This window comes from Stenotrophomonas sp. C-A, assembly GCF_054030835.1.
Genome location: NZ_CM132916.1, coordinates 3,710,129 through 3,730,308 on the forward strand (window position 1 = coordinate 3,710,129; position 20,180 = coordinate 3,730,308).

At 67.3% G+C, this 20,180-nt stretch carries 17 protein-coding genes; 6 read left to right on the plus strand and 11 right to left on the minus strand.

From position 1 onward, the window contains the following. Window positions 1–138: 138 nt before the first annotated feature. Window positions 139–474, minus strand: a complete 336-nt coding sequence (locus ACW5IY_RS17335) for a Rieske (2Fe-2S) protein (RefSeq protein ID WP_049437330.1) — start codon at window positions 472–474, stop codon at window positions 139–141. 178 nt (window positions 475–652) lie between these two features. On the opposite strand from ACW5IY_RS17335, the gene ACW5IY_RS17340 reads away from it, so the two are divergent. The 4 genes from ACW5IY_RS17340 to ACW5IY_RS17355 all read left to right on the plus strand — a co-directional run bounded on the left by ACW5IY_RS17340 (window position 653) and on the right by ACW5IY_RS17355 (window position 3,851). Further along, on the plus strand, window positions 653–934 hold the full coding sequence (locus ACW5IY_RS17340) for a hypothetical protein (RefSeq protein WP_010481462.1): 282 nt from the start codon (window positions 653–655) through the stop codon (window positions 932–934). Between the two features lie 75 nt (window positions 935–1,009). Next, on the plus strand, window positions 1,010–1,726 hold the full coding sequence (locus ACW5IY_RS17345; protein ID WP_049437331.1) for a fumarylacetoacetate hydrolase family protein: 717 nt from the start codon (window positions 1,010–1,012) through the stop codon (window positions 1,724–1,726). A 55-nt stretch (window positions 1,727–1,781) separates the two neighbouring features. Continuing rightward, window positions 1,782–2,186, plus strand: coding sequence for a large-conductance mechanosensitive channel protein MscL (gene mscL / locus ACW5IY_RS17350; protein WP_010481458.1), 405 nt, complete (start codon window positions 1,782–1,784; stop codon window positions 2,184–2,186). A gap of 243 nt (window positions 2,187–2,429) precedes the next feature. Further along, window positions 2,430–3,851, plus strand: coding sequence for a M28 family peptidase (locus tag ACW5IY_RS17355; protein WP_049433704.1), 1,422 nt, complete (start codon window positions 2,430–2,432; stop codon window positions 3,849–3,851). Window positions 3,852–3,930: 79 nt separating this feature from the next. On the opposite strand, the gene ACW5IY_RS17360 is transcribed toward ACW5IY_RS17355, so the two are convergent. The 8 genes from ACW5IY_RS17360 to ACW5IY_RS17395 all read right to left on the minus strand — a co-directional run bounded on the left by ACW5IY_RS17360 (window position 3,931) and on the right by ACW5IY_RS17395 (window position 15,634). After that, on the minus strand, window positions 3,931–4,764 hold the full coding sequence (locus ACW5IY_RS17360) for a TrmH family RNA methyltransferase (protein WP_049433703.1): 834 nt from the start codon (window positions 4,762–4,764) through the stop codon (window positions 3,931–3,933). Then, entirely contained in the window at window positions 4,757–6,274 is a 1,518-nt protein-coding gene (locus ACW5IY_RS17365) for an alanine/glycine:cation symporter family protein (protein ID WP_049433702.1), read from the minus strand. The genes ACW5IY_RS17360 and ACW5IY_RS17365 overlap by 8 nt, the downstream gene beginning before the upstream one ends. A gap of 180 nt (window positions 6,275–6,454) precedes the next feature. Further along, the gene (locus tag ACW5IY_RS17370; RefSeq protein WP_049433701.1) at window positions 6,455–6,994 is read right to left on the minus strand and encodes a GNAT family N-acetyltransferase; all 540 of its coding nucleotides are present in this window, start codon (window positions 6,992–6,994) and stop codon (window positions 6,455–6,457) included. Further along, entirely contained in the window at window positions 6,987–10,112 is a 3,126-nt protein-coding gene (locus tag ACW5IY_RS17375; RefSeq protein ID WP_049433700.1) for an efflux RND transporter permease subunit, read from the minus strand. The genes ACW5IY_RS17370 and ACW5IY_RS17375 overlap by 8 nt, the downstream gene beginning before the upstream one ends. Beyond that, the gene (locus ACW5IY_RS17380; RefSeq protein ID WP_010481451.1) at window positions 10,109–11,215 is read right to left on the minus strand and encodes an efflux RND transporter periplasmic adaptor subunit; all 1,107 of its coding nucleotides are present in this window, start codon (window positions 11,213–11,215) and stop codon (window positions 10,109–10,111) included. Before ACW5IY_RS17380 ends, ACW5IY_RS17375 begins: the two co-directional genes overlap by 4 nt. A 273-nt stretch (window positions 11,216–11,488) precedes the next feature. Then, window positions 11,489–13,552, minus strand: a complete 2,064-nt coding sequence (locus tag ACW5IY_RS17385; protein WP_049433699.1) for a TonB-dependent copper receptor — start codon at window positions 13,550–13,552, stop codon at window positions 11,489–11,491. A 72-nt stretch (window positions 13,553–13,624) separates the two neighbouring features. After that, entirely contained in the window at window positions 13,625–14,056 is a 432-nt protein-coding gene (locus ACW5IY_RS17390; protein WP_049433698.1) for a DUF2946 family protein, read from the minus strand. A gap of 594 nt (window positions 14,057–14,650) precedes the next feature. Continuing rightward, window positions 14,651–15,634: a LysR family transcriptional regulator gene (locus ACW5IY_RS17395; RefSeq protein ID WP_043403003.1), complete on the minus strand. Its 984-nt coding sequence runs from the start codon at window positions 15,632–15,634 to the stop codon at window positions 14,651–14,653. 208 nt (window positions 15,635–15,842) lie between these two features. Here ACW5IY_RS17395 and cysK point away from each other — a divergent pair, with 208 nt between their 5' ends. Both cysK and ACW5IY_RS17405 read left to right on the plus strand, forming a co-directional pair. Then, window positions 15,843–16,802, plus strand: coding sequence for a cysteine synthase A (gene cysK / locus ACW5IY_RS17400; protein ID WP_049434796.1), 960 nt, complete (start codon window positions 15,843–15,845; stop codon window positions 16,800–16,802). A gap of 210 nt (window positions 16,803–17,012) precedes the next feature. After that, on the plus strand, window positions 17,013–17,612 hold the full coding sequence (locus ACW5IY_RS17405; protein WP_049434795.1) for an O-acetyl-ADP-ribose deacetylase: 600 nt from the start codon (window positions 17,013–17,015) through the stop codon (window positions 17,610–17,612). Window positions 17,613–17,704: 92 nt separating this feature from the next. Here the strand turns inward: ACW5IY_RS17405 and ACW5IY_RS17410 are convergent, their stop codons facing one another. Together ACW5IY_RS17410 and ACW5IY_RS17415 are read right to left on the minus strand one after the other, a co-directional pair. Then, on the minus strand, window positions 17,705–18,853 hold the full coding sequence (locus ACW5IY_RS17410) for a hypothetical protein (protein ID WP_049434793.1): 1,149 nt from the start codon (window positions 18,851–18,853) through the stop codon (window positions 17,705–17,707). Between the two features lie 129 nt (window positions 18,854–18,982). After that, window positions 18,983–19,987 carry a class I fructose-bisphosphate aldolase gene (locus ACW5IY_RS17415; protein ID WP_010481439.1) on the minus strand — a complete coding sequence of 335 codons (1,005 nt, stop codon included), beginning with the start codon at window positions 19,985–19,987 and terminating at the stop codon, window positions 18,983–18,985. Window positions 19,988–20,180: the final 193 nt, after the last annotated feature.

Below are 20,180 nucleotides of genomic sequence, written 5' to 3' on the forward strand. Positions count from 1 at the left end.
CCCCACCCCGCCTTCGACAGATCGCTGCAATCTGCAGTAGATCCACGCCATGCGTGGATGGATCTGGATACCTGTTGATCTGTTGGGTGCGGACTGTTGGCTTGGTGGGTGCGGACCGTTGGTCCGCACACCGATACATCAAACCAGGTAAACCTGCCCGTCGCGCACGTCCACCGGCACTGCGCGCAGGCGGTCGCCCTTGCAGGGACCGGCGATGCAGTCGCCGCTGTCCAGCGCGAACGAGGCGCCATGCGCGGCGCAGACCAGGTGGCCTTCGCGGCTCTTCAGGAACTGGCCCGGGGCCCAGTCCAGGCGTCGGCCGGCGTGCGGGCAGATGTTCAGGAACGCACGCACCTGCGCGCCGTCGCGGTACAGCACCAGCGACTCGGCATCGCCATCGACCACCGCTTCGACCTCGGCAAACGCGCCATCGGCAATGGCATCAAGGGCGATCAGGGCAGCAGCGGCAGTCATGGCGAAGGCTCGGACAGTAAACCCGCATTGTCGCATGCCCACTCAGGTGACTGGCTGCGACATGAACACAAGTCATTGATCCGTAATAAGCACAGGCTATATTTAACGAGTTTTTCACTCAATGACAGTGGCGCGTCCCGATACTCTGTTTTCGCTGATCCCAGCCTATCGAGCCGCCATGTTCAATCGCGCATCCGCCTTCAACCAGTTCCGCACCCTGTTCGCGCCGCGCAAGCCGCGCCACCCGCTAGTGCGCGTTGCCGTGGGCCTGCTTGGCCTGGCGATCCTGGCCGCGATGGTGTTCATCGGCGTGTTTGTTGGTGCGGCGATGATCATGGTCGGCCTGGCGTGGAAGCTGCTGGCCTCGCGCAAGCCGGGCGCCGCGCGTCCGGTCGACCCGACCGTGGTCGAGGGCGAGTACCGCGTGGTGCGCAAGCCGGTGTTGCCGGTCTCGCGCTGACCTGCGCCATCCGCGCCCGCTGACGGCGGGCGCCATGCGTTCTAGACTGCGGGCACGCCCTTCCTGGATGCCCGCATGTCCGATGTCTCCGATGTGATCCCTGCCGTAGCCCTGCCGCGTGTGCCGGTAGCCGGTGGCGGCAGTTTCCCCGTGCACCGCATCTACTGCGTCGGCCGCAACTTCGCCGACCACGCCCGCGAAATGGGCGCAGCGGTGCCGGCGGCCGATGACCGCGGCCGCCCGATGTTCTTCAGCAAGCCGGCCGATGCGATCGTGGTCGGCCACGACGATGCCATCCCCTACCCGCCGGCGACTGCCAACCTGCACCACGAAGTGGAACTGGTGGTGGCGATCGGCCGCGATGCCCCTGCCGGTGAGCTGGCCGTGGCCGATGCCGATGCACTGGTCTACGGCTACGCCGTGGGCCTGGACCTGACCCGCCGCGACCTGCAGGCCGCCGCCAAGGACAAGGGCCACCCGTGGGACGCGGCCAAGGGCTTCGATGCTTCCGCGCCGATCAGCGAAATCGTCCACGCCGAGGAAGTGGGCGACCTGGCCGCGCTGAACCTGTCGCTGGAGGTCAACGGCGAGGTGCGCCAGCAGGCGCTGCTGGACCAGATGATCTGGAAGGTGCCGGAGATCCTGCACGAGCTGTCCAAGCTGTGGCAGCTGCGTGCCGGCGACCTGGTGTTCATGGGCACCCCGTCCGGGGTGGCCGCACTGAAGCCCGGCGACCGCTTCAGTGCCCGCCTGGAAAACGTGGCCGAGCGCCACGGCGTGATCGCCGGCTGACATCACCTGCGCTACCCTGCGCGCTGTCCACTTCCCCCACCGGAGAAAAACAACAATGGGAATGCTCACCGAGTTCAAGGAATTCGCGATGCGCGGCAACGTCATCGACCTCGCCGTCGGCGTGGTGATCGGCGCGGCCTTCGGCAAGATCGTGACGGCGCTGGTCGAGAAGATCATCATGCCGCCGCTGGGCATGCTGATCGGCAAGGTGGATTTCTCGCAGCTGGCGTGGACGCTGTCGCCGGCCCGCATCGGGCCGGACGGCAAGGAGATTCCGGCGGTGGTGATCGGCTACGGCGACTTCATCAATACGCTGATCCAGTTCGTGATCGTGGCCTTCGCCATCTTCCTGGTGATCAAGGTGATCAACCGCCTGTCGCGCAAGAAGGAAGCTGCACCGGCCGCACCGGCGGAAGAAGTGGTGCTGCTGCGCGAGATCCGCGACAGCCTGAAGAAATAAGGTATCGGGCGCCTACGGGCGCCCCTCCCACCTGTAGAGCCGAGCCCACGCTCGGCTGATCTGCAAAAGGCAGCCGAGCATTGGCTCGGCTCTACAGAAGCAGGCGAAAGCCCCGCCCCGGCGGGGCTTTCGCTTTGCCCGTCATGGCGGAAAACAGCGTTCGCGCCAGCCATGACCTCCCGCCCATGCGCCGGGCTGAACGACTGTTAAGCTCCAAGGCTTGGTCCCTTCCCGGAGCTGTCCATGCGTCGCCGCGTCCTTGCCATCGCATCCTCCCTCGCCCTGCTGGCCGCCCCGGCCTTCGCGGCGCCGCACACCACCACCCTGCCCCCGGCGTCGCTGGCCACCGCTGCGCAGCTGCGCGACCAGGCGCTGGCCGACGACACCGGCTGGAAGGTGGTCGAATCGCTCACCACCGAAATCGGCCCGCGCATTGCCGGCAGCGAGGCTGACGCCCGTGCCGTGGCCTGGGCCGAGGCCAAGTTCAAGGCCCTCGGTTTCGACAAAGTCTGGAAGGAGCCGGTGACCTTCCCGAAGTGGGAGCGCCGCAGCGAACACGCCGCCGTGACCGGCAAGAACCCGCAGCCGCTGCAGATCACCGCACTGGGCGGCAGCCCGGGCGGCACCGTGGAAGCCGAAGTGGTGCGCTTCGCCGACCTGGCCGCGCTGCAGGCCGCACCGGCCGGTTCGCTGAAGGGCAAGATCGCCTTCGTCGATTACCAGATGCTGCCGTTCCGCGATGGCCGCGACTACGGCCGTGGCGGCGCGATCCGCAGCAAGGGCCCGTCCGAGGCGATCCGCAAGGGCGCGGTGGGCTTCCTGATGCGCTCGGCCGGTACCGACTCGCACCGCGTGCCACATACCGGCATCACCCGTTTCGATGAGGGCCTGACCCCGGTGCCGTCGGCGGCGCTGTCGGTGCCCGATGCCGACCAGCTGGCCCGCCTGCTGGCCCGTGGCAGTACCACGGTGAAGGTGGCGCTGGACTGCGGCTGGGATGGCACTGCCACCTCGTACAACGTGATCGGCGAGATCACCGGCCGCAGCCTGCCGAAGGAAGTGGTGGTGATCGGTGGTCACCTGGATTCGTGGGACCTGGGCACCGGCGCGGTCGATGACGGCGCAGGCGTGGGCATCACCATGGCTGCTGGTCACCTGATCGGCCTGCTGAAGCAGGCACCGAAGCGCACCATCCGCGTGATCGCGTTCGCCAACGAAGAACAGGGTCTGTACGGCGGCAAGGCCTACGCCGAAGCACATGCAAAGGACGTGGCCCTGCACCAGCTGGCTGCCGAGAGCGACTTCGGCGCAGGCCGCATCTACGCCTTCAATACCGGTTCGCCGAACCCGGAAGGCTCGCGCGAAGCGACCAGGCAGATTGCCGAAGTGATGAAGCCGCTGGGCATCGAGTACCAGGCCGACAAGGGTGGCCCGGGCCCGGACGTCGGCCCGCTGGCCGCCAAGGGCGGTGCGTGGGCGTGGCTGGCGCAGGATGGCTCGGACTACTTCCACCTGCACCACACCGCCGACGACACGCTGGACAAGATCGACCCGAAGGCACTGGCGCAGAACGTGGCCGCGTATACCGTGTTCGCGTACCTGGCGGCGGAGGCTGATGGCAACTTCGGCAGCGAAGCCAAGGCGACCACGCCGCCGAACGAATGATGCGGTAGCGCCGGGCCATGCCCGGCGAGCGCAGCAGCAGGAGCGGTGCGAACCAAGGTTCGCACCCACCGGGCGCCACTCAGCTGCGGCGGCTGGCCCACTGCGCCAGCAATACCGCCGTGGCCGAGGCCACGTTGAGGCTCTCCACCGCACCGCTGCCGGGAATGGAGACCTGCAGATCGCACTGCCCTGCCAGGTTGCGGTCCATGCCTTCGCCTTCGGCGCCCATCACATACACCAGCCTGTCCGGCAGGGACGCGCGAAACACGTCATCACCGCCCTCCACCAGGGTCGCGGCCAGCCCGAAGCCGGCCGCACGCAGCTGCGCCATCGCCTGAGCAGTCTCCGGCAGCTGCACCAGCTGCACCGATTCCGCACCGCCTTCGGCCACGCGTGCGGCAGCGCCGGACAGCGCCAGCGTGCTGCCGGCCGGCAGCAGCAGCGCCTTGACCCCGAAGTGCGCGGCCGAGCGCAGGATCGCGCCGAAGTTGTGCGGGTTGCCGACGCCATCCAGCCACAACGCCAGCGCCGGGCCTTCGCCCAGATCGGCCAACCACTGTGCCAGCGGCACGACCGGCGCGCGCAGCACGTCGGCCACCAGGCCTTCGTGGTGCGTGGTAGCGGCCAGCTTGTTGAGGTCGCCCTCCTCCACCACGCGATAGCCCACGCGGTTGGCCACGCACCACTTCAGCACCGGCTGCATGCGCGGAATCAGCGCGTCCACCAGGTACAGCTTGCGCAGCGCCTGCGGGCGCTTGGCGAACAGGGCCTGCACGGCGTTCCAGCCATACAGGCGCAGCTCGTCATTGCCACGCCCCGGCGGTGGCGGGGTGCCGCCCTCACGCGGTGGCAGCGGGGTGGCCCGCGGCGGTCGCGACGACGGGCGGCGGGCGTTCTTCCAGGGATCATTCACTACGGGACAACTCCAGCTTGCGTTGACGCCAGAAATCGGCGTTCTTGATGCCCAGGGCATCGGGGTCGAAGATCGGATCGAGGCCGAGCTTCTTCTGTCGTTCGTAATCACGCAGGGCCAGCATGGCCGGCTTCTGGATGATGAGGATGGCAATGATGTTCAGCCAGGCCATCAGGCCCACGCCGATGTCACCCAGCGCCCAGGCCAGGGTGGCATTGTGGAACGCGCCGAACACCACCATGCCGATGATGCCCAGGCGCAGCAGCAGCACGGTCAGCGGGCGCTTCTTGTTGTGGTTCACATAGCTGAGGTTGGTCTCGGCCATGTAGTAGTACGCCATGATGGTGGTGAAGGCGAAGAAGAAGATGGCGATGGACACGAACGCCGAGCCCCAGCCCGGCAGCACGGCTTCAACGCCGGCCTGCGCGTAGCCTGCGCCTTCCGGGATGCCGGCCAGGCCCTGGAAGATCGGCGCGGCGCCGGGCACCGGCGAGTACACATTGTAGGTGCCGCTGGCCAGGATCAGGAACGCGGTGGCGGTGCACACCATCATGGTGTCGAAGTAGATGGCGAAGGCCTGCACGTAGCCCTGCTTGGCCGGGTGCGAGACTTCCGAGGCGGCTGCAGCGTGCGGGCCCGAGCCCTGGCCGGCTTCGTTGGCGTAGATGCCGCGCTTGATGCCCCACTCCACTGCCAGGCCCATCATCGCGCCGAACGCGGCGTGGGTGCCGAAGGCGCTCTTGAAGATGATGCCGAACATTTCCGGCACGCGGTCGTAGTTGATGATCATGATGACGATGGCCATCAGGATGAAGCCGGCGGCCATGAACGGCACCACCACTTCGGCGAAGTTGGCGATGCGCTTGACGCCACCGAAGATCACCACGCCCAGCAGCAGCGCCACCACGATGCCGATGCCCAGCTTCAGCGCCTGCACCGACTCCATGCCGAAGGCCTGGCCATCCAGCGGACCGCACAGCGCGGTGCCACGGCAGGCGTTGATGATGCTGTCGGCGATGGCATTGGCCTGCACGCCCGGCATCAGGAAGCCGGCGGCGATGATCGTGGCGATGGCGAAGGCCAGCGCGTACCACTTCAGGCCCATGGCCTTTTCGATGTAGTACGCCGGGCCACCGCGGTAGCAGCCTTCGGCATCCTTGGTCTTGTAGATCTGCGCCAAGGTGCATTCCACGTACGAGGTGGACGCGCCGAGGAAGCCCATCACCCACATCCAGAAGATCGCACCAGGGCCGCCGAAGGCGATGGCGGTGGCCACGCCGGCGATGTTGCCGATGCCCATGCGGCCGGCCATCGACATGGCCAGGGCCTGGAACGAGGACACACCGGCGTCGGATTTCTCACCCTTGACGGTGAGGCGGCACATCTCGACGAAACCACGGATCTGCATGAAGCGCGTGCGCAGGCTGAAGAACAGGCCGGCGGCCAGGCACATGAAGATCAGCGCCTTGCTCCAGATGATGCTGTTGATGAAATGTACGGTAGCTTCCACGCGCGCTCTCTCCAGTCGGCGGGTTGTAAGGACGTCCCGTCGGCTGGAGGGGACCGGTCGATTCTCCCTGATCGAAGGCCGCTGCGGTAGCGCTGTTTTGCAGGGCCGAGCCCATGCTCGGCTGCCGTCAGGGGCCCAAGCCGAGCATGGGATCGGCTCTACAGCGGCCCGCCCGCGTGTTCAGGGCAGCTGCGTGCGCACCCGGGCGAAGCGGCGCAGGTCGTGCAGCTCACCCCGCTTGTAGATCGCGCAGCGATCCACGCCCTCTTCCTGGAAGCCGTTCTTTTCCAGTACCCGTGCCGAGCCGAGGTTGAAGTCGACCACCCCGGCCTGCAGCCTGAACAGGCGCAGTTCGTCCATCACCCACGGCGCGAACAGGCCAACCACCCGGGTCATCAGGCCCCGGCCCCAGTAGGCCTGGCCCAGCCAGTAGCCCAGCTCGGCCATGTGTCCGCGCTCGGCCACACCCTGCTGGGCGCCGACGCTGCCGCAGGCCTGGCCGTCGATCTCGATGGCCAGGTTCAGCGTGCCCGGGGCCAGCACGCGCCCGCCCAGGAAGGCTTCGCCATCCTCGCGGGTGTACGGATACGGGAAGCGGTCACGCAGGCCCCGCGACACCTCGGCGTCGTTGGCATGGCGCAGCAGCGATTCCAGATCATCCGCGCGCCAGGGGCGCAGCTGGAAGCCATCGCCCCGCAGCAAAGTGGCCGGATCAGGCATGGCCACCCACCGAGGGCGATTCCGCTTCCTGCTTCTCCAGCTCGCGCTTCACCGCTTCAGGCGAACGGGTGTACGGGGCCAGCCGCGCGTAGAACGCCGGCACCACGAACAGCGACAGGAACGTCGAGAGAGTCACGCCGAAGATGATCACAATGCCGATCGTGCCACGGCTGGCCGAACCGGGGCCACCGGCCACCACCAGCGGGATCGCGCCGACCACGGTGGCGATGGAGGTCATCAGGATCGGGCGCAGGCGTACCATCGCCGATTCGATGATCGCCTCGCGCACGGTTCTTCCGTCGTCGCGCAGCTGGTTGGCGAATTCGACGATGAGGATGCCGTTCTTCGCTGCCAGGCCGACCAGCATGACGATGCCGATCTGACTGAACAGGTTCACCGTGCCACCACTCACCCACAATCCGACCAGCGCACCGAGCACACCCAGCGGCACGGTCAGCATGATGGTGAGCGGGTGGATGAAGCTTTCGAACTGCGCGGCCAGCACCAGGTAGACCACCAGCAGGGCCATCGCGAAGGTCAGCAGCACTGCGCCGCCCGCACTCTGGTACTCGCGCGATTCGCCCTTCCAGTTCACCTGCGCATACTGCGGCAGCTCTTCGCGCGTGACCTGCTGCGCCCAGGCGATGGCCTCACCCAGTGGATAGCCCGGCGCCAGGCCAGCGTTGATGGTGATCGAGCGCAGGCGGTTGAAGCGGTTCAGGGTGCCGGCCTCGGCCACTTCGCTCAGCGTGACCAGGTTGGACAGCGGCACCAGCTCACCGGAGGTGGCACGCACGCGGATCGCGGCCAGGTCGGCCGGGCTGGCGCGTCCATCGCGACCGGCCTGCACGAGCACGTCGTACTCCTCGCCGTTGTCGACGAAGGTGGTGACGCGGCGCGAACCCATCATGGTTTCCAGCGCCGAACCGATCGCGGTGACCGGCACGCCGAGATCCGCCGCACGCTGGCGATCGATGTTGACCCGCATCTGCGGCCGGGTTTCCTTGTAGTCCGAATCCGGGCCGACCAGGCCGGGATTGTCGGCCATGCGCAGCAGGATGCGGTCGCGCCACTGCGCGATCTCGGCGTACTCCGGCCCGCCCAGCACGATCTGGAACGGCTGCCCGCCGCTGCGCACCAGGCCACCACCGACCTGGGTACGCACACGCACGCCACGGATGGTGTCCAGTTCCTTCTGCAGCTCATTGGCCACATCCGGCGTGGCCTCGCTGCGCTGGCGCCAGGGCTGCAGGAAGATGCTGACGCGGCCGGTGTGCATTTCCTCGCTGGCGCCCCAGCCGCCCGGCACGCGCGGGTTGGCACGCACGATGGGTTTGTCCGGGCCGACATGCGGTGCCAGCATCGCTTCCACCTGCTGCACCTGCTGCACGGTGTAGTCGTAGCCGGCGCCCTCCGGGCCGTCGATCATGATCTGGAACGAACCGCGGTCTTCGGCTGGCGCCAACTCCGACGGCAGCAGCTTGAGCAGGCCCCAGCTGGCGGCCAGCGCGGCCACCATCACCAGCAGGTAGATCCAGGTACGGTCGACATGGTGGTCGAGCACGCGGCCATAGCCCGAGGCCAGGCGCTCCAGATTGCGGTTGATGAAGCCATGCAGGCCCCGCGGTGCCTGTCCGGTATGCGGCTTGAGCAGCTTGGAGGCCATCATCGGCGTCAACGTCAGCGCCACGAACGCGGACAACGCGACCGCCGCCGCCAGCGCCACCGCCAGCTCGCGGAACAGGCGCCCGGTGTTGCCTTCCAGGAAACCGACCGGCAGGAACACCGCCACCAGCACCGCAGTGGTGGCAATCACCGCGAAGGCGACCTGCGTGGTACCGCGCTTGGAGGCCACCAGTGGGGGCTCGCCCAGGTCGATGCGGCGCTGCACGTTCTCCACCACCACGATCGCATCGTCCACCACCAGGCCGATGCACAGCACCAGGGCAAGCAGGGTCAGCAGGTTGATCGAGAAATCGAACGCATACAGCGCGATGAACGCGGCGACCAGGCACACCGGCACCGTCACTGCGGGAATCAATGCGGCGCGGAAACTGCCGAGGAACAGCCAGATCACTGCCAGCACCAGGATCATCGCTTCCACCAGCGTGGCGTAGACGCGGTCCACGGCAGCCTCGATGAAGGTGGTGTTGTCGAAGGCGACGAAGATCTGCGTGCCCTTGGGCAGGGTCAGCGCCACCCGCTCGGCTTCAGCGCGCGCGGTGCGCGCCACGTCCAGCGAGTTGGCGGTGGAGGTCTTGACGATACCCAGGCCGATGCCCGGCTCGCCGTTGCTGCGGTAGTAGGCGCGGCGCTCGGCCGAGGCCAGTTCGATCTTCGCCACGTCGCCCATGCGCACCACGTAGCCGTCGCGGCCCTTGCCCAGCGGGATGGTCGCGAAGTCTTCCGGCTTGATGTAGTTGCGCTCCACGCGCAGGGTGAAATCGCGGTCGGCCGACTCGATGCGGCCGGCCGGCAGTTCCACGTTCTCGTTGCGCAGCGCGGTTTCCACGTCGCCGGTGGTCAGCCCACGTGCGGCCAGCTGGTCGCGGTCCAGCCAGATGCGCATTGCATAGCGCTGGCGGCCGCCGATGCGGACCTGGGCCACGCCATCGAGGCTGGAGAAGCGGTCGACCACGTAGCGGTCGGCGTAGTCGCTCAGTTCCAGCGTGTCCATGGTCGAGGAGACCATGTTGAACCAGATGATCGGGTCGGCATCGCTTTCGACCTTGGCGATTTCCGGCGGCCGCGCTTCTTCCGGCATGCGGTCGGCGACACGGCTGACCGCATCGCGCACGTCGTTGGCCGCCGCTTCGATATCGCGGTTGGAAGTGAACTCGATGCTGACCTGCGAGCGGCCGTTGGTGCTGCGCGCGTTGATCGTATCGATGCCTTCGATGCCGGCCAGCGCGTCTTCCAGCACCTGGGTGATGCGGCTTTCGATGACCGCCGCCGAGGCACCGGTGTAATCCACTGATACTGAAACGATCGGTGGATCGATGGCGGGCAGTTCGCGCAGGGTCAGGCGGGTGAAGGACATCACGCCCAGCACCAGCAACAGCAGGCTCATCACCACGGCGAACACCGGCCGCTGGATGGAGATGTCGGACAGCTTCATCCGCCGTGGCCCTCGGCCGCGACCGGCGCCGGCGCGTCAGCCGGCTTCGCACCGCTGGCCGGTGCCGCGTCCTTGGCCGCAACCTTCAAGCCCGGGCGCAGCTTGCCCGTACCGTCCACCACGATGCGCTGGCCTGCTTCCAGGCCCTGCTTGATCTCGACCACGCCGGCACGGCGTGCGCCGGTGATCACGTCCACGCGCTCGACGCTGTCGTCGGCGGTGATGCGGTACACGAAGGTATCGCGACCGACCTGCACCACGGCGATTTCCGGAATCACCAGCGCCGGGCGCTCGGGGTGGAACAGGCGCACGTCCAGCAGCATGCCCGGGCGCAGGGCATGGTCACCGTTGGCGAAGTCGGCACGCACGGTCACCGCGCGGGTGGCCGGATCGATGCGTGCGTCGATGGTGCTGACCACGCCCTCGAAAGTACGGCCCGGCCACGCCACGCTGGTGGCACTGACCTTGTCACCGACGCCCAGCGCGGCCAGCTCCACTTCCGGCACCTGGAAATCGATGTGCATGTGCTCGATGTCATCGAGCGTGGCGATCACCGTGGTCGGCGTCAGCAGCGTGCCCGGGCTGACCTGGCGGATGCCGAGCACACCGGCGAACGGCGCACGCACGCGACGGTCACCGATGTCCGACTGCATCTGCGCCACACGCGCCTCGGCGGCATCGCGGATCGACTTCTGCGTATCCAGCGTGGCGCTGGACACCAGCCGCTGCGCGGCCAGCTCGCGCTGGCGCTTGTACAGCTGGTCGGCCTCATGGAAGGTGGCCTGCGCCTGCACCAGCGCGGCCTCCTGGGCCTGCCCGCGCAGGGTTACGATCGGCGCACCGGCAGCAACATGCTGGCCGCTTTCGAAGTGCACCTTCTCGACGATCTCGCTGACCTTGGCGGTGACGCTGATGGATTCGCGCGCCTTGGCCGTACCCAGTGCCTGCAGCGTGTCGTTCCACTGCGTGGACTGCACGACCTGCGCGGTGACCGGCACCGCTTCTCCCTGCCGACGGGCGGCGGCCTCCTGTTTGCCCGCGCACCCGGCCAGCACGGCCAGGCAGAGGCCAAGGGCCAGGGTCGAAGCGATGCGAGCCAACATGAACGGTCCTGAGTGATCCACGGCCGCCGAGTGTAGGCAAGCGCCCACAGAAGCGATATGTGCCAAGCGTTTACCAGCGTGGAACCGGCGTCGCGATAGCGCCCTGAACCCGTTCCGTGCAAGGCTGGCAGCAGCGGTGTCGGCATGTGTCGAGGTGTATCCAGCCGTGCACCGCAGGCGTTGCCATCGTAGAGTCGAAGCTGCCCGACAGAGGGCGTCGGGCGGGGACGGATCCTGGCGGGGATCCGGCCCCGGTTTTTTTCACCCGGCGGATCAGTACCGGTAGTTCACCTTCATCCACAGGCTGCGGCCCGGCTCGTTGATGCGCACCGGATCGGCCGGGAAACCGAAGTCGGCACTGCCGGCCAGGTTCAGGTGCTCGCTGTAGGCGCGGTCGAACAGGTTGTCGACGCCCGCACTGAGCTGCAGCTGCGAACTGAAGCGGTAGGCTGCGTTGAGCGCAAAGGTGGCGAAGCCGGCACTCGGCCCCAGGTCCTGCGCGACCACATTGCCCTGGCCATCGGCGACGCGATGCTGGTGGGTCACCGCGCGCAGCAGCGCACCGGCACTCCAGCGCTCGCCTTCCCAGTTCGCACTCAGGCGTGCTTCCAGCGGTGGCATCTGCGGCAACGGACGCTGCTGGTCGCGGTTCTCGCCCCAGGCATAGGCCAGCGTGCCACCCAGCTTCCACTGCTCGGCCAGGCTCACTTCCAGCCCGGCTTCGGCACCGGCGATGCGCGCATCGACGTTGCGGGCCTGGCTCATGCCCATCATGCCGCTGCCGTGGTAGGTGAACAGGATGTAGTCCTGGATCTGCCCGGCGTACGCCGAAACCCACGCCTGCACACGCGGCCCCTTGTACTGCAGGCCGACGTCGAGCTGGGTGGTGCGCTCGGGCTGCACGCCGGTGAACGCGTTCACTGCACCGGCCGGGCCATGGTTGGGCGAGAACAGCTCCCAGTAGTCGGGCATGCGCTCACTGTGGCCGAGACCGGCGTACCAGGTCAGGCCATCGGCCAGGTCCTGCTCGTAACGCAGGAAACCGCTGCCGAGCCATTCCTTGCGCGTCTGCCCGGCGGTCGGATTGGGCCGGTTGCCCATCATTCCGCGGATTGATTGCCGCTCATCGCGGGCGCTGGCACGGTCGATGCGCAGGCCACTGATCCAGCGCTGGTCGGTGCCGGCGCCCAGGGTCAACTCGGTGAACACGCCATAGCGGCGGAAGTTGGCATCGGTCTCCCAGGCGGCCTGCCGGTAGGTGTCGCGGCCCATGCCCATGCGGCCACGATGGCGGCTGTCCTCGCCATCCACACCGGCCACCAGCTGCACGTCCTGCCAGCGCCACTCGGAACTGACCCGGCCGCCCTGGGTACGGCGGTCCACGTTCGAGGCCATCGGCATCGGCATCATGCTGTTCGGATTCGGCGTGCGCAGCGTGTAGTTGTCCATCACGTGATCGGCCTCGTTGTAGTACACGTTGGCCTGCACCGTATCCCACGCGCCCGGCAGGTTGCGCTTCTCGAAGCGTGCCGCGTAACTGGTGCGTTCGAACGCGGCGCCGTCCATGCCGCGCCCGGCGTAGCGCGCGATGGCATCGCCGGCACCGGCGGAGATTTCCAACAGCGTGTCGGCATCCGGCGTCCAGCCGATGGCCACGTCACCGTTCCACTTGCGCCACTTCGACGGCACCACATCACCGTGGCCGTCCTTGTAGTCATCGGCTTCGGAACGGTTGCCGCTTGCGCGTACATAGCCGGTCGGATTACCCAGGGTCAGGTCCAGCACCTGGTCATTGCGGTTGCGCGAACCAACCAGCGCACTGGCATCGGCACGCAGCCCCGGTTCGTCGAAGCGCGGCGTATCGCGCTCGAAACGGACGGTGCCGGCCGATGCACCCGCACCCCAGCGCACGCTCTGCGGCCCCTTGATGATGGTCAGCCGGTCGAAGCTCTCCGGCGCGATGTAGGACAGCGGATTGTCCATGCGCGACGGGCAGGCACCGATCAGGTTGCCATCGTTGCTGAGGATGTTCAGCCGCGAACCGAACATGCCGCGCAGCACCGGGTCGCCGTTGGTGCCGCCATTGCGGATGGCGGAGAAGCCGGGGACGGTCTTCAGGTAATCGGCACCGTCGCTGGCCGGCACCGGCTGCCGCGGCAGGCGCGGATCGGTCACCCAGTGCAGCGGCGAGGACGGTGCGGCGGCGGTGACCACCATCGTGTCGAGGGTGCGCGCCTGCTCGGCAGGCGCAGCGTGGGCCAGTGACGCGGCCACGGCCAGGCCAAGGGCAACCGGCAGGCGCGCGCAGGCGCCCGCGGGGCGGGAAGTCATTTTCATCGGAACAGCTCCAGAGTACGCACGCGCGCACGGCGCCCGGTCAGGCGTCGTGCGGCAGATTCGATAGGGACATCAGCGGACGATGGAGGGGCGCGGTGGCCCACGCGCGGCGTGCGCCGGCCAACGCAGTGCCGGCAGCACCTGTTGCGACCACGGGAACACCAGGCGCGGCCGCCACAGCAGCGGCAACAGCAGCACCAGCACCGCCAGCCACGGCAGCAGGCGCATGGCCAGCACGCAGTATTCGCAGGCTTCGCCGTGCATGGCGTGGGGATCGGCGGGATGGTTGGGCGCTGCCGGCGCAGCGCCATGCTGAGCGTGCCCGGCCATGGCCATGTCGTGCATGTCATGGCCCATGGCGGCATGGTCCATGCCTGCCATCGCGGCGTGCTCCATCGGCGGCGCCTGCAGCGCGCGGCTGACCAGGGGCGCAAGCACCATCAGCAGCGTCGCCAGGACGGCGAACTGGAGCAGAAGGCGCTGCGGGCGGGACAGGCGGGTCACCCCGCTAGTGTAGATGCGGGTCCAGGGTTGCTCGTGCGACGAACGGTCGCAGGAGAGGGTTTATCGGCAGGGCTTGCAGCCCTGCACCCGCTGAATCAACGTCAACGTCAACGTCAAAAGCGGGCAATCCGTGGGATGGCGGGGTGGGTTCGGTTGCGGGAGACGCCGTAAACCCGTCCCTGGGGGCTTGGCCGCGGCATCCATGCCGCGGACACTCCCGCAACCGGACCCACCCCGCCTTCGACAGATTTCTGCGATCTGTCGTAGATCCACGCTATGCGTGGATGAATCTCCATCGGAATCGAATATTTCGAATTGGAATCGAAAAGCATCCACGCATGGCGTGGATCTACCGTGTCGACCAAGGTCGACACCTACCAACAGCCCTCGGAATCTGTCAGAGGTGGGGCGGTGTGGGCAGGCAGGACCGTTGGCGCCATGGATGGCGCCATCGAGCCCCCAAGGATGGGTTTACGGCGTGTCCTGCCTGCCCACACCGCCCCGCCATCCCACGGATAGCGAGCTTTTGACGTTGACGTTGCTGTTGCTCCGGTTTGCAGCAGGTGCAGGGCTGCAAGCCCTGCTCGACCCACCTCACACCGTGATGGTCTGGGTCAGTGACTCCCACGTCGGTGGCACCGGCCACGCCGCCGCCTGGTTGCCATCCAGCACCCTGCGCAGGTCGCGCGGATCAATCTGCGGTGCCAGCACATGCACCAGCTCCAGCGCGTAATCACGCAGCACGCGGTCACGCGGCAGCACCGCCCAGGCAATGCACTCGGTGATCGGCTCAGGCGCCGGCCACGAGCGCAGGTCTTCATCGTTGGAACTGACCGCCATCTCGGCCAGCAGGCCTACGCCCAGACCCGTACGCACGTAGGTCTTGATCAGGTCCGCATCGAGCGCGGTCAGTGCCAGGTCGGGCACCAGCCCATTGGCGGCGAAGGCGCGTTGCAGCGACGAGTTCGGACGGGTCGAGGATTCGTAGCTGATCAATGGCTGGCGTGCCAGCGCGGCCAGGTCCGGGGCGCGGCCGGCGCGGTCCAGCGGGTGGCCCTTCGGCACCACCACCAGACGCCGCCAGCGGAACAGCGGCACCGCGATGCCATCGGTGGGCTCACCGCCGGCGGTACTGATGATCGCGATATCGGCATCGCCCTGGTTCAGGCGGTCCAGCGCGTCGGCTTCGCCGGCTTGCTGCAGGTGCACGCTGACCTGCGGGTAGGCCTGCTTGATCGCTGCCACCGCCGGCGGCAGCACGAAGCGCGCCTGGGTGTGGGTGGTGGTCAGGATCAGCTGGCCTTGGCTCTCGCGGCGCTGGTTGGCCGCGTAGGTGCGGATGTTGTTGGCCTCGGCCAGCACCGCGCGGGCGCGGGCGATCACTTCGGTGCCGGCCGGAGTGACCGACTCCAGGCTGCGGCCCTTGCGCACGAACAACAGGAAGCCGAGCTCGTCTTCCAGCTGCTTGAGCTGCTTGGACAGGCCAGGCTGGGTGGCATGCACGCGCGAGGCGGCGAGCGTGATGTTCAGCTCGGCGTCGGCGATGGCAACCAGGTAGCGCAGCTGGGTCAGCGTCATGGGAGGCAGGCGGCGTGGGGCGGAAGTCCACTCTAGGGTCATTTGCCGTCACCAGCTTATAACCAAAGGTTGTTTAAGAAAGGTATCTGGTCATTTCCGGGCGTCATATGCCGGCGCTACGGTCAGCCGGCAGCCGCTGGCCTGAACAGCCAGCCCTCCCCCCTTCGCCCGCCGAAGCCCGGCGCGGCCCCGTTTCCGGAGCGCTTCCATGGCCCTGTACGACTCCATCCTCGATACCGTCGGCAACACCCCCATCGTCAGGCTGCAGCGCCTGGCGCCCCTGCAGGTCAGCGTCTACGCCAAGGTCGAGTCGTTCAACCCGGGCGGCTCGGTGAAGGACCGCCTGGCGCTGGCGATCATCCTCGACGCCGAAGCGCGTGGCGTGCTCAAGCCGGGCGACACCATCGTCGAAGCCACGTCAGGCAACACCGGCGTGGCACTGGCGATGGTCGCCGCCGCGCGCGGCTACAAGTTCGTGGCGACCATGGTCGAAACCTTCTCGGTGGAGCGCCGCAAGCTGATGCGCGCCTATGGCGCCAAGGTGATCCTGACCCCGGCCGCCGAACGTGGCAGCGGCATGGTGCGCAAGGCCGCTGAATTGGCCGAACAGCACGGTTGGTTCCTGGCCAGCCAGTTCGCCAATCCGGCCAACCCGGCGTACCACCGCAACACCACCGCCGCCGAGATCCTGCGCGACTTCGCCGGCAAGCGGCTGGACTACTTCGTCAGCGGCTGGGGCACCGGCGGCACGCTCACCGGTGTTGGCGAAGTGCTGAAGGTCGCGCGCCCGCAGACCCGCATCATCGCCACCGAACCGGCCGGTGCCGCACTGCTGAAGGGCGATGACTGGAAGCCGCACAAGATCCAGGGCTGGACCCCGGACTTCGTGCCGGATGTGCTCAACCGCGCTGTGGTGGATGAACTGGTGACGGTGGACGATGACCGCGCCATCGCCACCGCACGCCGACTGGCTGCAGAAGAAGGCATCTTCGTCGGCATCTCCGCCGGCGCTACCGTGGCCAGCGCGCTGGACGTGGCGGCCCGTGCTGAACCGGGCTCGGTGATCCTGGCGATGCTGCCGGACACCGGTGAACGCTATTTCTCCACGCCGCTGTTCGCCGATGTGAATGAGGGTTCCGACGACGACTGGCTGGCCGGCCTGCCGTAATTCAAGGGCCGGATCCTTTTTCCGTCGGCAAAAGGCCCTGCCCCGCTTCTGCTTCAGCCTGCGTGAAGGCGTCGCCCGCCATCGTGCGTGAAGGCCGTCGGATCGCAGCGCGTGAGACGGTCATGACGCAGTATCGATGCCCTGTCTCCTACCGTGGGAACAGCCGGCGCAGATGCTGCGCGGAACACCTCACAGGCAGGAGACGGACGCATGAAGATCGAGGTTTGGCAGGGCGACATCACGACCCTGGCGGTGGATGCGATCGTCAACGCGGCCAATGAAACGCTGCTCGGTGGCGGCGGTGTCGACGGTGCGATCCATCGTGCTGCGGGCCCTGCGCTGCTGGCCGAGTGCGAGCAACTGCCGGAGCTGCGCCCGGGCGTGCGTTGCCCGACCGGCGAAGTGCGCGCCACCGATGCCCACGCGCTGCCGGCGCGGCATGTGCTGCACACGGTCGGCCCGGTCTGGCATGACGGCCAGCGCGACGAACCGGCATTGCTGGCCAACTGCTACTGGAAATCGCTGCAGCTGGCCGAGTCGCTGGGCGTGCAGTCGATCGCGTTCCCGGCCATCAGCTGTGGCGTATACGGCTATCCGTTGTACCAGGCCGCGCAGATCGCGGTGACCGAAACGCTGGCATGGCAGCGCAGCCATGCACAGCCGATGCGCATCGTGCTGGTGGCGTTCAACACTGCCACGGCGAAGGCCTACCAGCAGGCGTTGAGCGCCGCCGGGCAAAGTACGGACAACGAACCGCGCGGGTCGGTGCTGCCGCCTCTGGGCGATTCGGGCTTCGCCGCTGCGCACTGAACCGCAGCGCTGCAGGTAGAGGAAAAGGCCGGGCATTGCCCGGCCTTTTCCGTTGCATCGTTGTCGTCATCCACGCGCGGCGTGGATCACGCTCAACGGCTGGCGGCTTCCACCGCAGCAGCGGCGTCATCGGCCACAGCAGCGGCAGCCTCGGCCGCAGCACGCGCGGCCGAGGCGGCAGTACCGTCGGCACTGGCTCCATCCACCTGCACGCGCACTTCCACCATGCCCGCACCATTGTTCAGGCTGGACACGTCCACGGTGTAGTGACCGGCCGGCAGGGTCTCTTCCAGGCGCGAATTGGTACCGCTGCCACCGTCATCGTCGGTCAGCTCGACGTCGCCGCCGACCACGCGAAGCACGGTATCGATCTGGCTGGAAACCGCATCCAGGCGCACGTCGGCCGGGCGATCCAGGGTCAGCAGGAAGCGGCGGCGGCCGTCGTTGTCGAGCATCGTGTACACGCTGCCCGACTTCGGCAGCGCTGTGCCATCGCGTTCCACCAGATTGCCGGGCAGCTCGATGCGGTTGGCCGACAGGGTGAACATGCCGCTGACGCCGTCGCCCAGACCGCGTGCAGTCAGGGTGTACTTGCCCGGCTTCAGTGACAGGGTCAGGCGCGAGTTGGTGCTGTCGCCGCCATCATCGTTCTCGGCATCGACACCCTGGCCCGACAGCTTCAGCACCGGATCGAAGACATCCGAGACCAGGCGGATCTCGTACAGGCCCGCCTTCTCCACCTGCAGGGTGTAGTCCTGCGAGCTGCTGGCCAGCATGTCGACGATCTCGCCACTGCCCACCAGCGGCTTGCCGTCATACGGCTTCAGCTTCTCGGCGCGCAGGCGGTAGGGACCGAAATCGCTGGGACCGTTGGCGTTGACCGCCACCTGGTAGGTGCCGCCGCCGTTGGCGCGGAAGGCCAGCGAGACGTCGCCTTCGCGCTCGTAACCGGTATTGCTGGTGGACACCAGGCTGCCGTTGTTGAACACCGCGATCGAACCGGTGAGGGCGCCGGTGAGCTTCAGGCCGACCAGGTCCTTGTCTTCCAGCTTGATCTGGTACAGCTGGTGATGGCTGCCGTCGTTGTAGTTGATGCCGCTGCGCGAGGTGATCTCGCCGGACACCGGCTTGTCGAAATCGAGCGACGCGGCCTTGCCTGCGTCACCACCGCCGCCGAGACGGTTGCAACCGCCGGCGACCAGGACCGTGGCGACGGCCAGTGTGATTGCTGCCAAACGCATGTTGTTTCTCCTTGGCCTTCCATGTGGTTCCCACGCACCGGCCGGGCGCGTGGGGGCGGAAACGATACCCGCAAAAGCAAACGCCGGCGTGATGCCGGCGTTGCCTTGTTCATCCAGCGATGGGACGGATCAACCGTTCCACTTGCCCAGCGCGGCCAGGCCGTTGTCCTTGGCGCGCTCGTACACGGTCTTCTGGGCAGCAGCGTAGTTGCCCTTCATGTCCTTGGCCCACAGCTTCAGCGCGGCCTGCTGCATGGCGCGGCCGTAGGAGAAGCTCAGCGGCCACGGCAGGTTGCCCAGCTGGTTCATCGCGTTCAGGTGCTCGGTGGACTGCTCGTCGCTCTGGCCACCGGACAGGAACACCACGCCCGGCAGGATCGCCGGCACAGTGCTCTTCAGGCACATCACGGTCGACTCGGCCACTTCCTCGACGTCGGCCTGCTCATCGCAGCCCTTGCCGGAGATGACCATCGAGGCCTTCAGGATGGTGCCCTCCAGTAGCACGTTCTGCTGGTACAGGGCGTCGAACAGCGAACGCAGGGTGGCTTCGGTGACTTCGTAGCAGGTCTCGATGTCGTGGTCGCCGTCCATGATCACTTCCGGCTCGACCATCGGCACCAGGCCACATTCCTGGCACAGGGCGGCATAGCGGGCCAGCGCGTGGGCGTTGGACTCGATGCAGGTGCCCGACGGAATGCTCTCGCCGATGTTGATCACCGCACGCCACTTGGCAAAGCGCGCACCCAGCTTGTAGTACTCCTGCAGGCGCTCGCGCAGGCCGTCCAGGCCTTCGGTCACCAGCTCGCCCGGGCAGCCGGCCAGCGGGTGCGCACCCTTGTCCACCTTGATGCCCGGAATCATGCCGTGGTCGGCCATGTACTTGGCGAACGGCACGCCGTCCTTGGTCGACTGACGGATGGTTTCGTCAAACAGGATGGCGCCGGAAATGTGCTCGTTGAGCTTCGGCGTGGTCAGCAGCAGTTCGCGGTAGGCACGACGGTTCTCCTCGGTGTTCTCGATACCGACGCCAGCGAAACGCTTGGCGATGGTAGCGGTGGATTCGTCGATCGCGATGATGCCCTTGCCCGGGGCAACCATGGCCTGGGCGGTTTCAGCCAGCTGTTCGATGCTCATGTACTTCCTGTGGCGGGTGCGGGAAAAACGTAAGTATAGCCCCGCCGCCCGTTGCGCCGACGTGCAGGCCAGTCTGGAAACGATTCCAATGTCCGCACCGGACAGGCGATGTCCTGTTGCGCCGGGTCAGAGCCCCTTTGCGGATCTGACCCTGGGCCGGATCCGCACAGCGGCTCCGACCCGGGGCCGACGG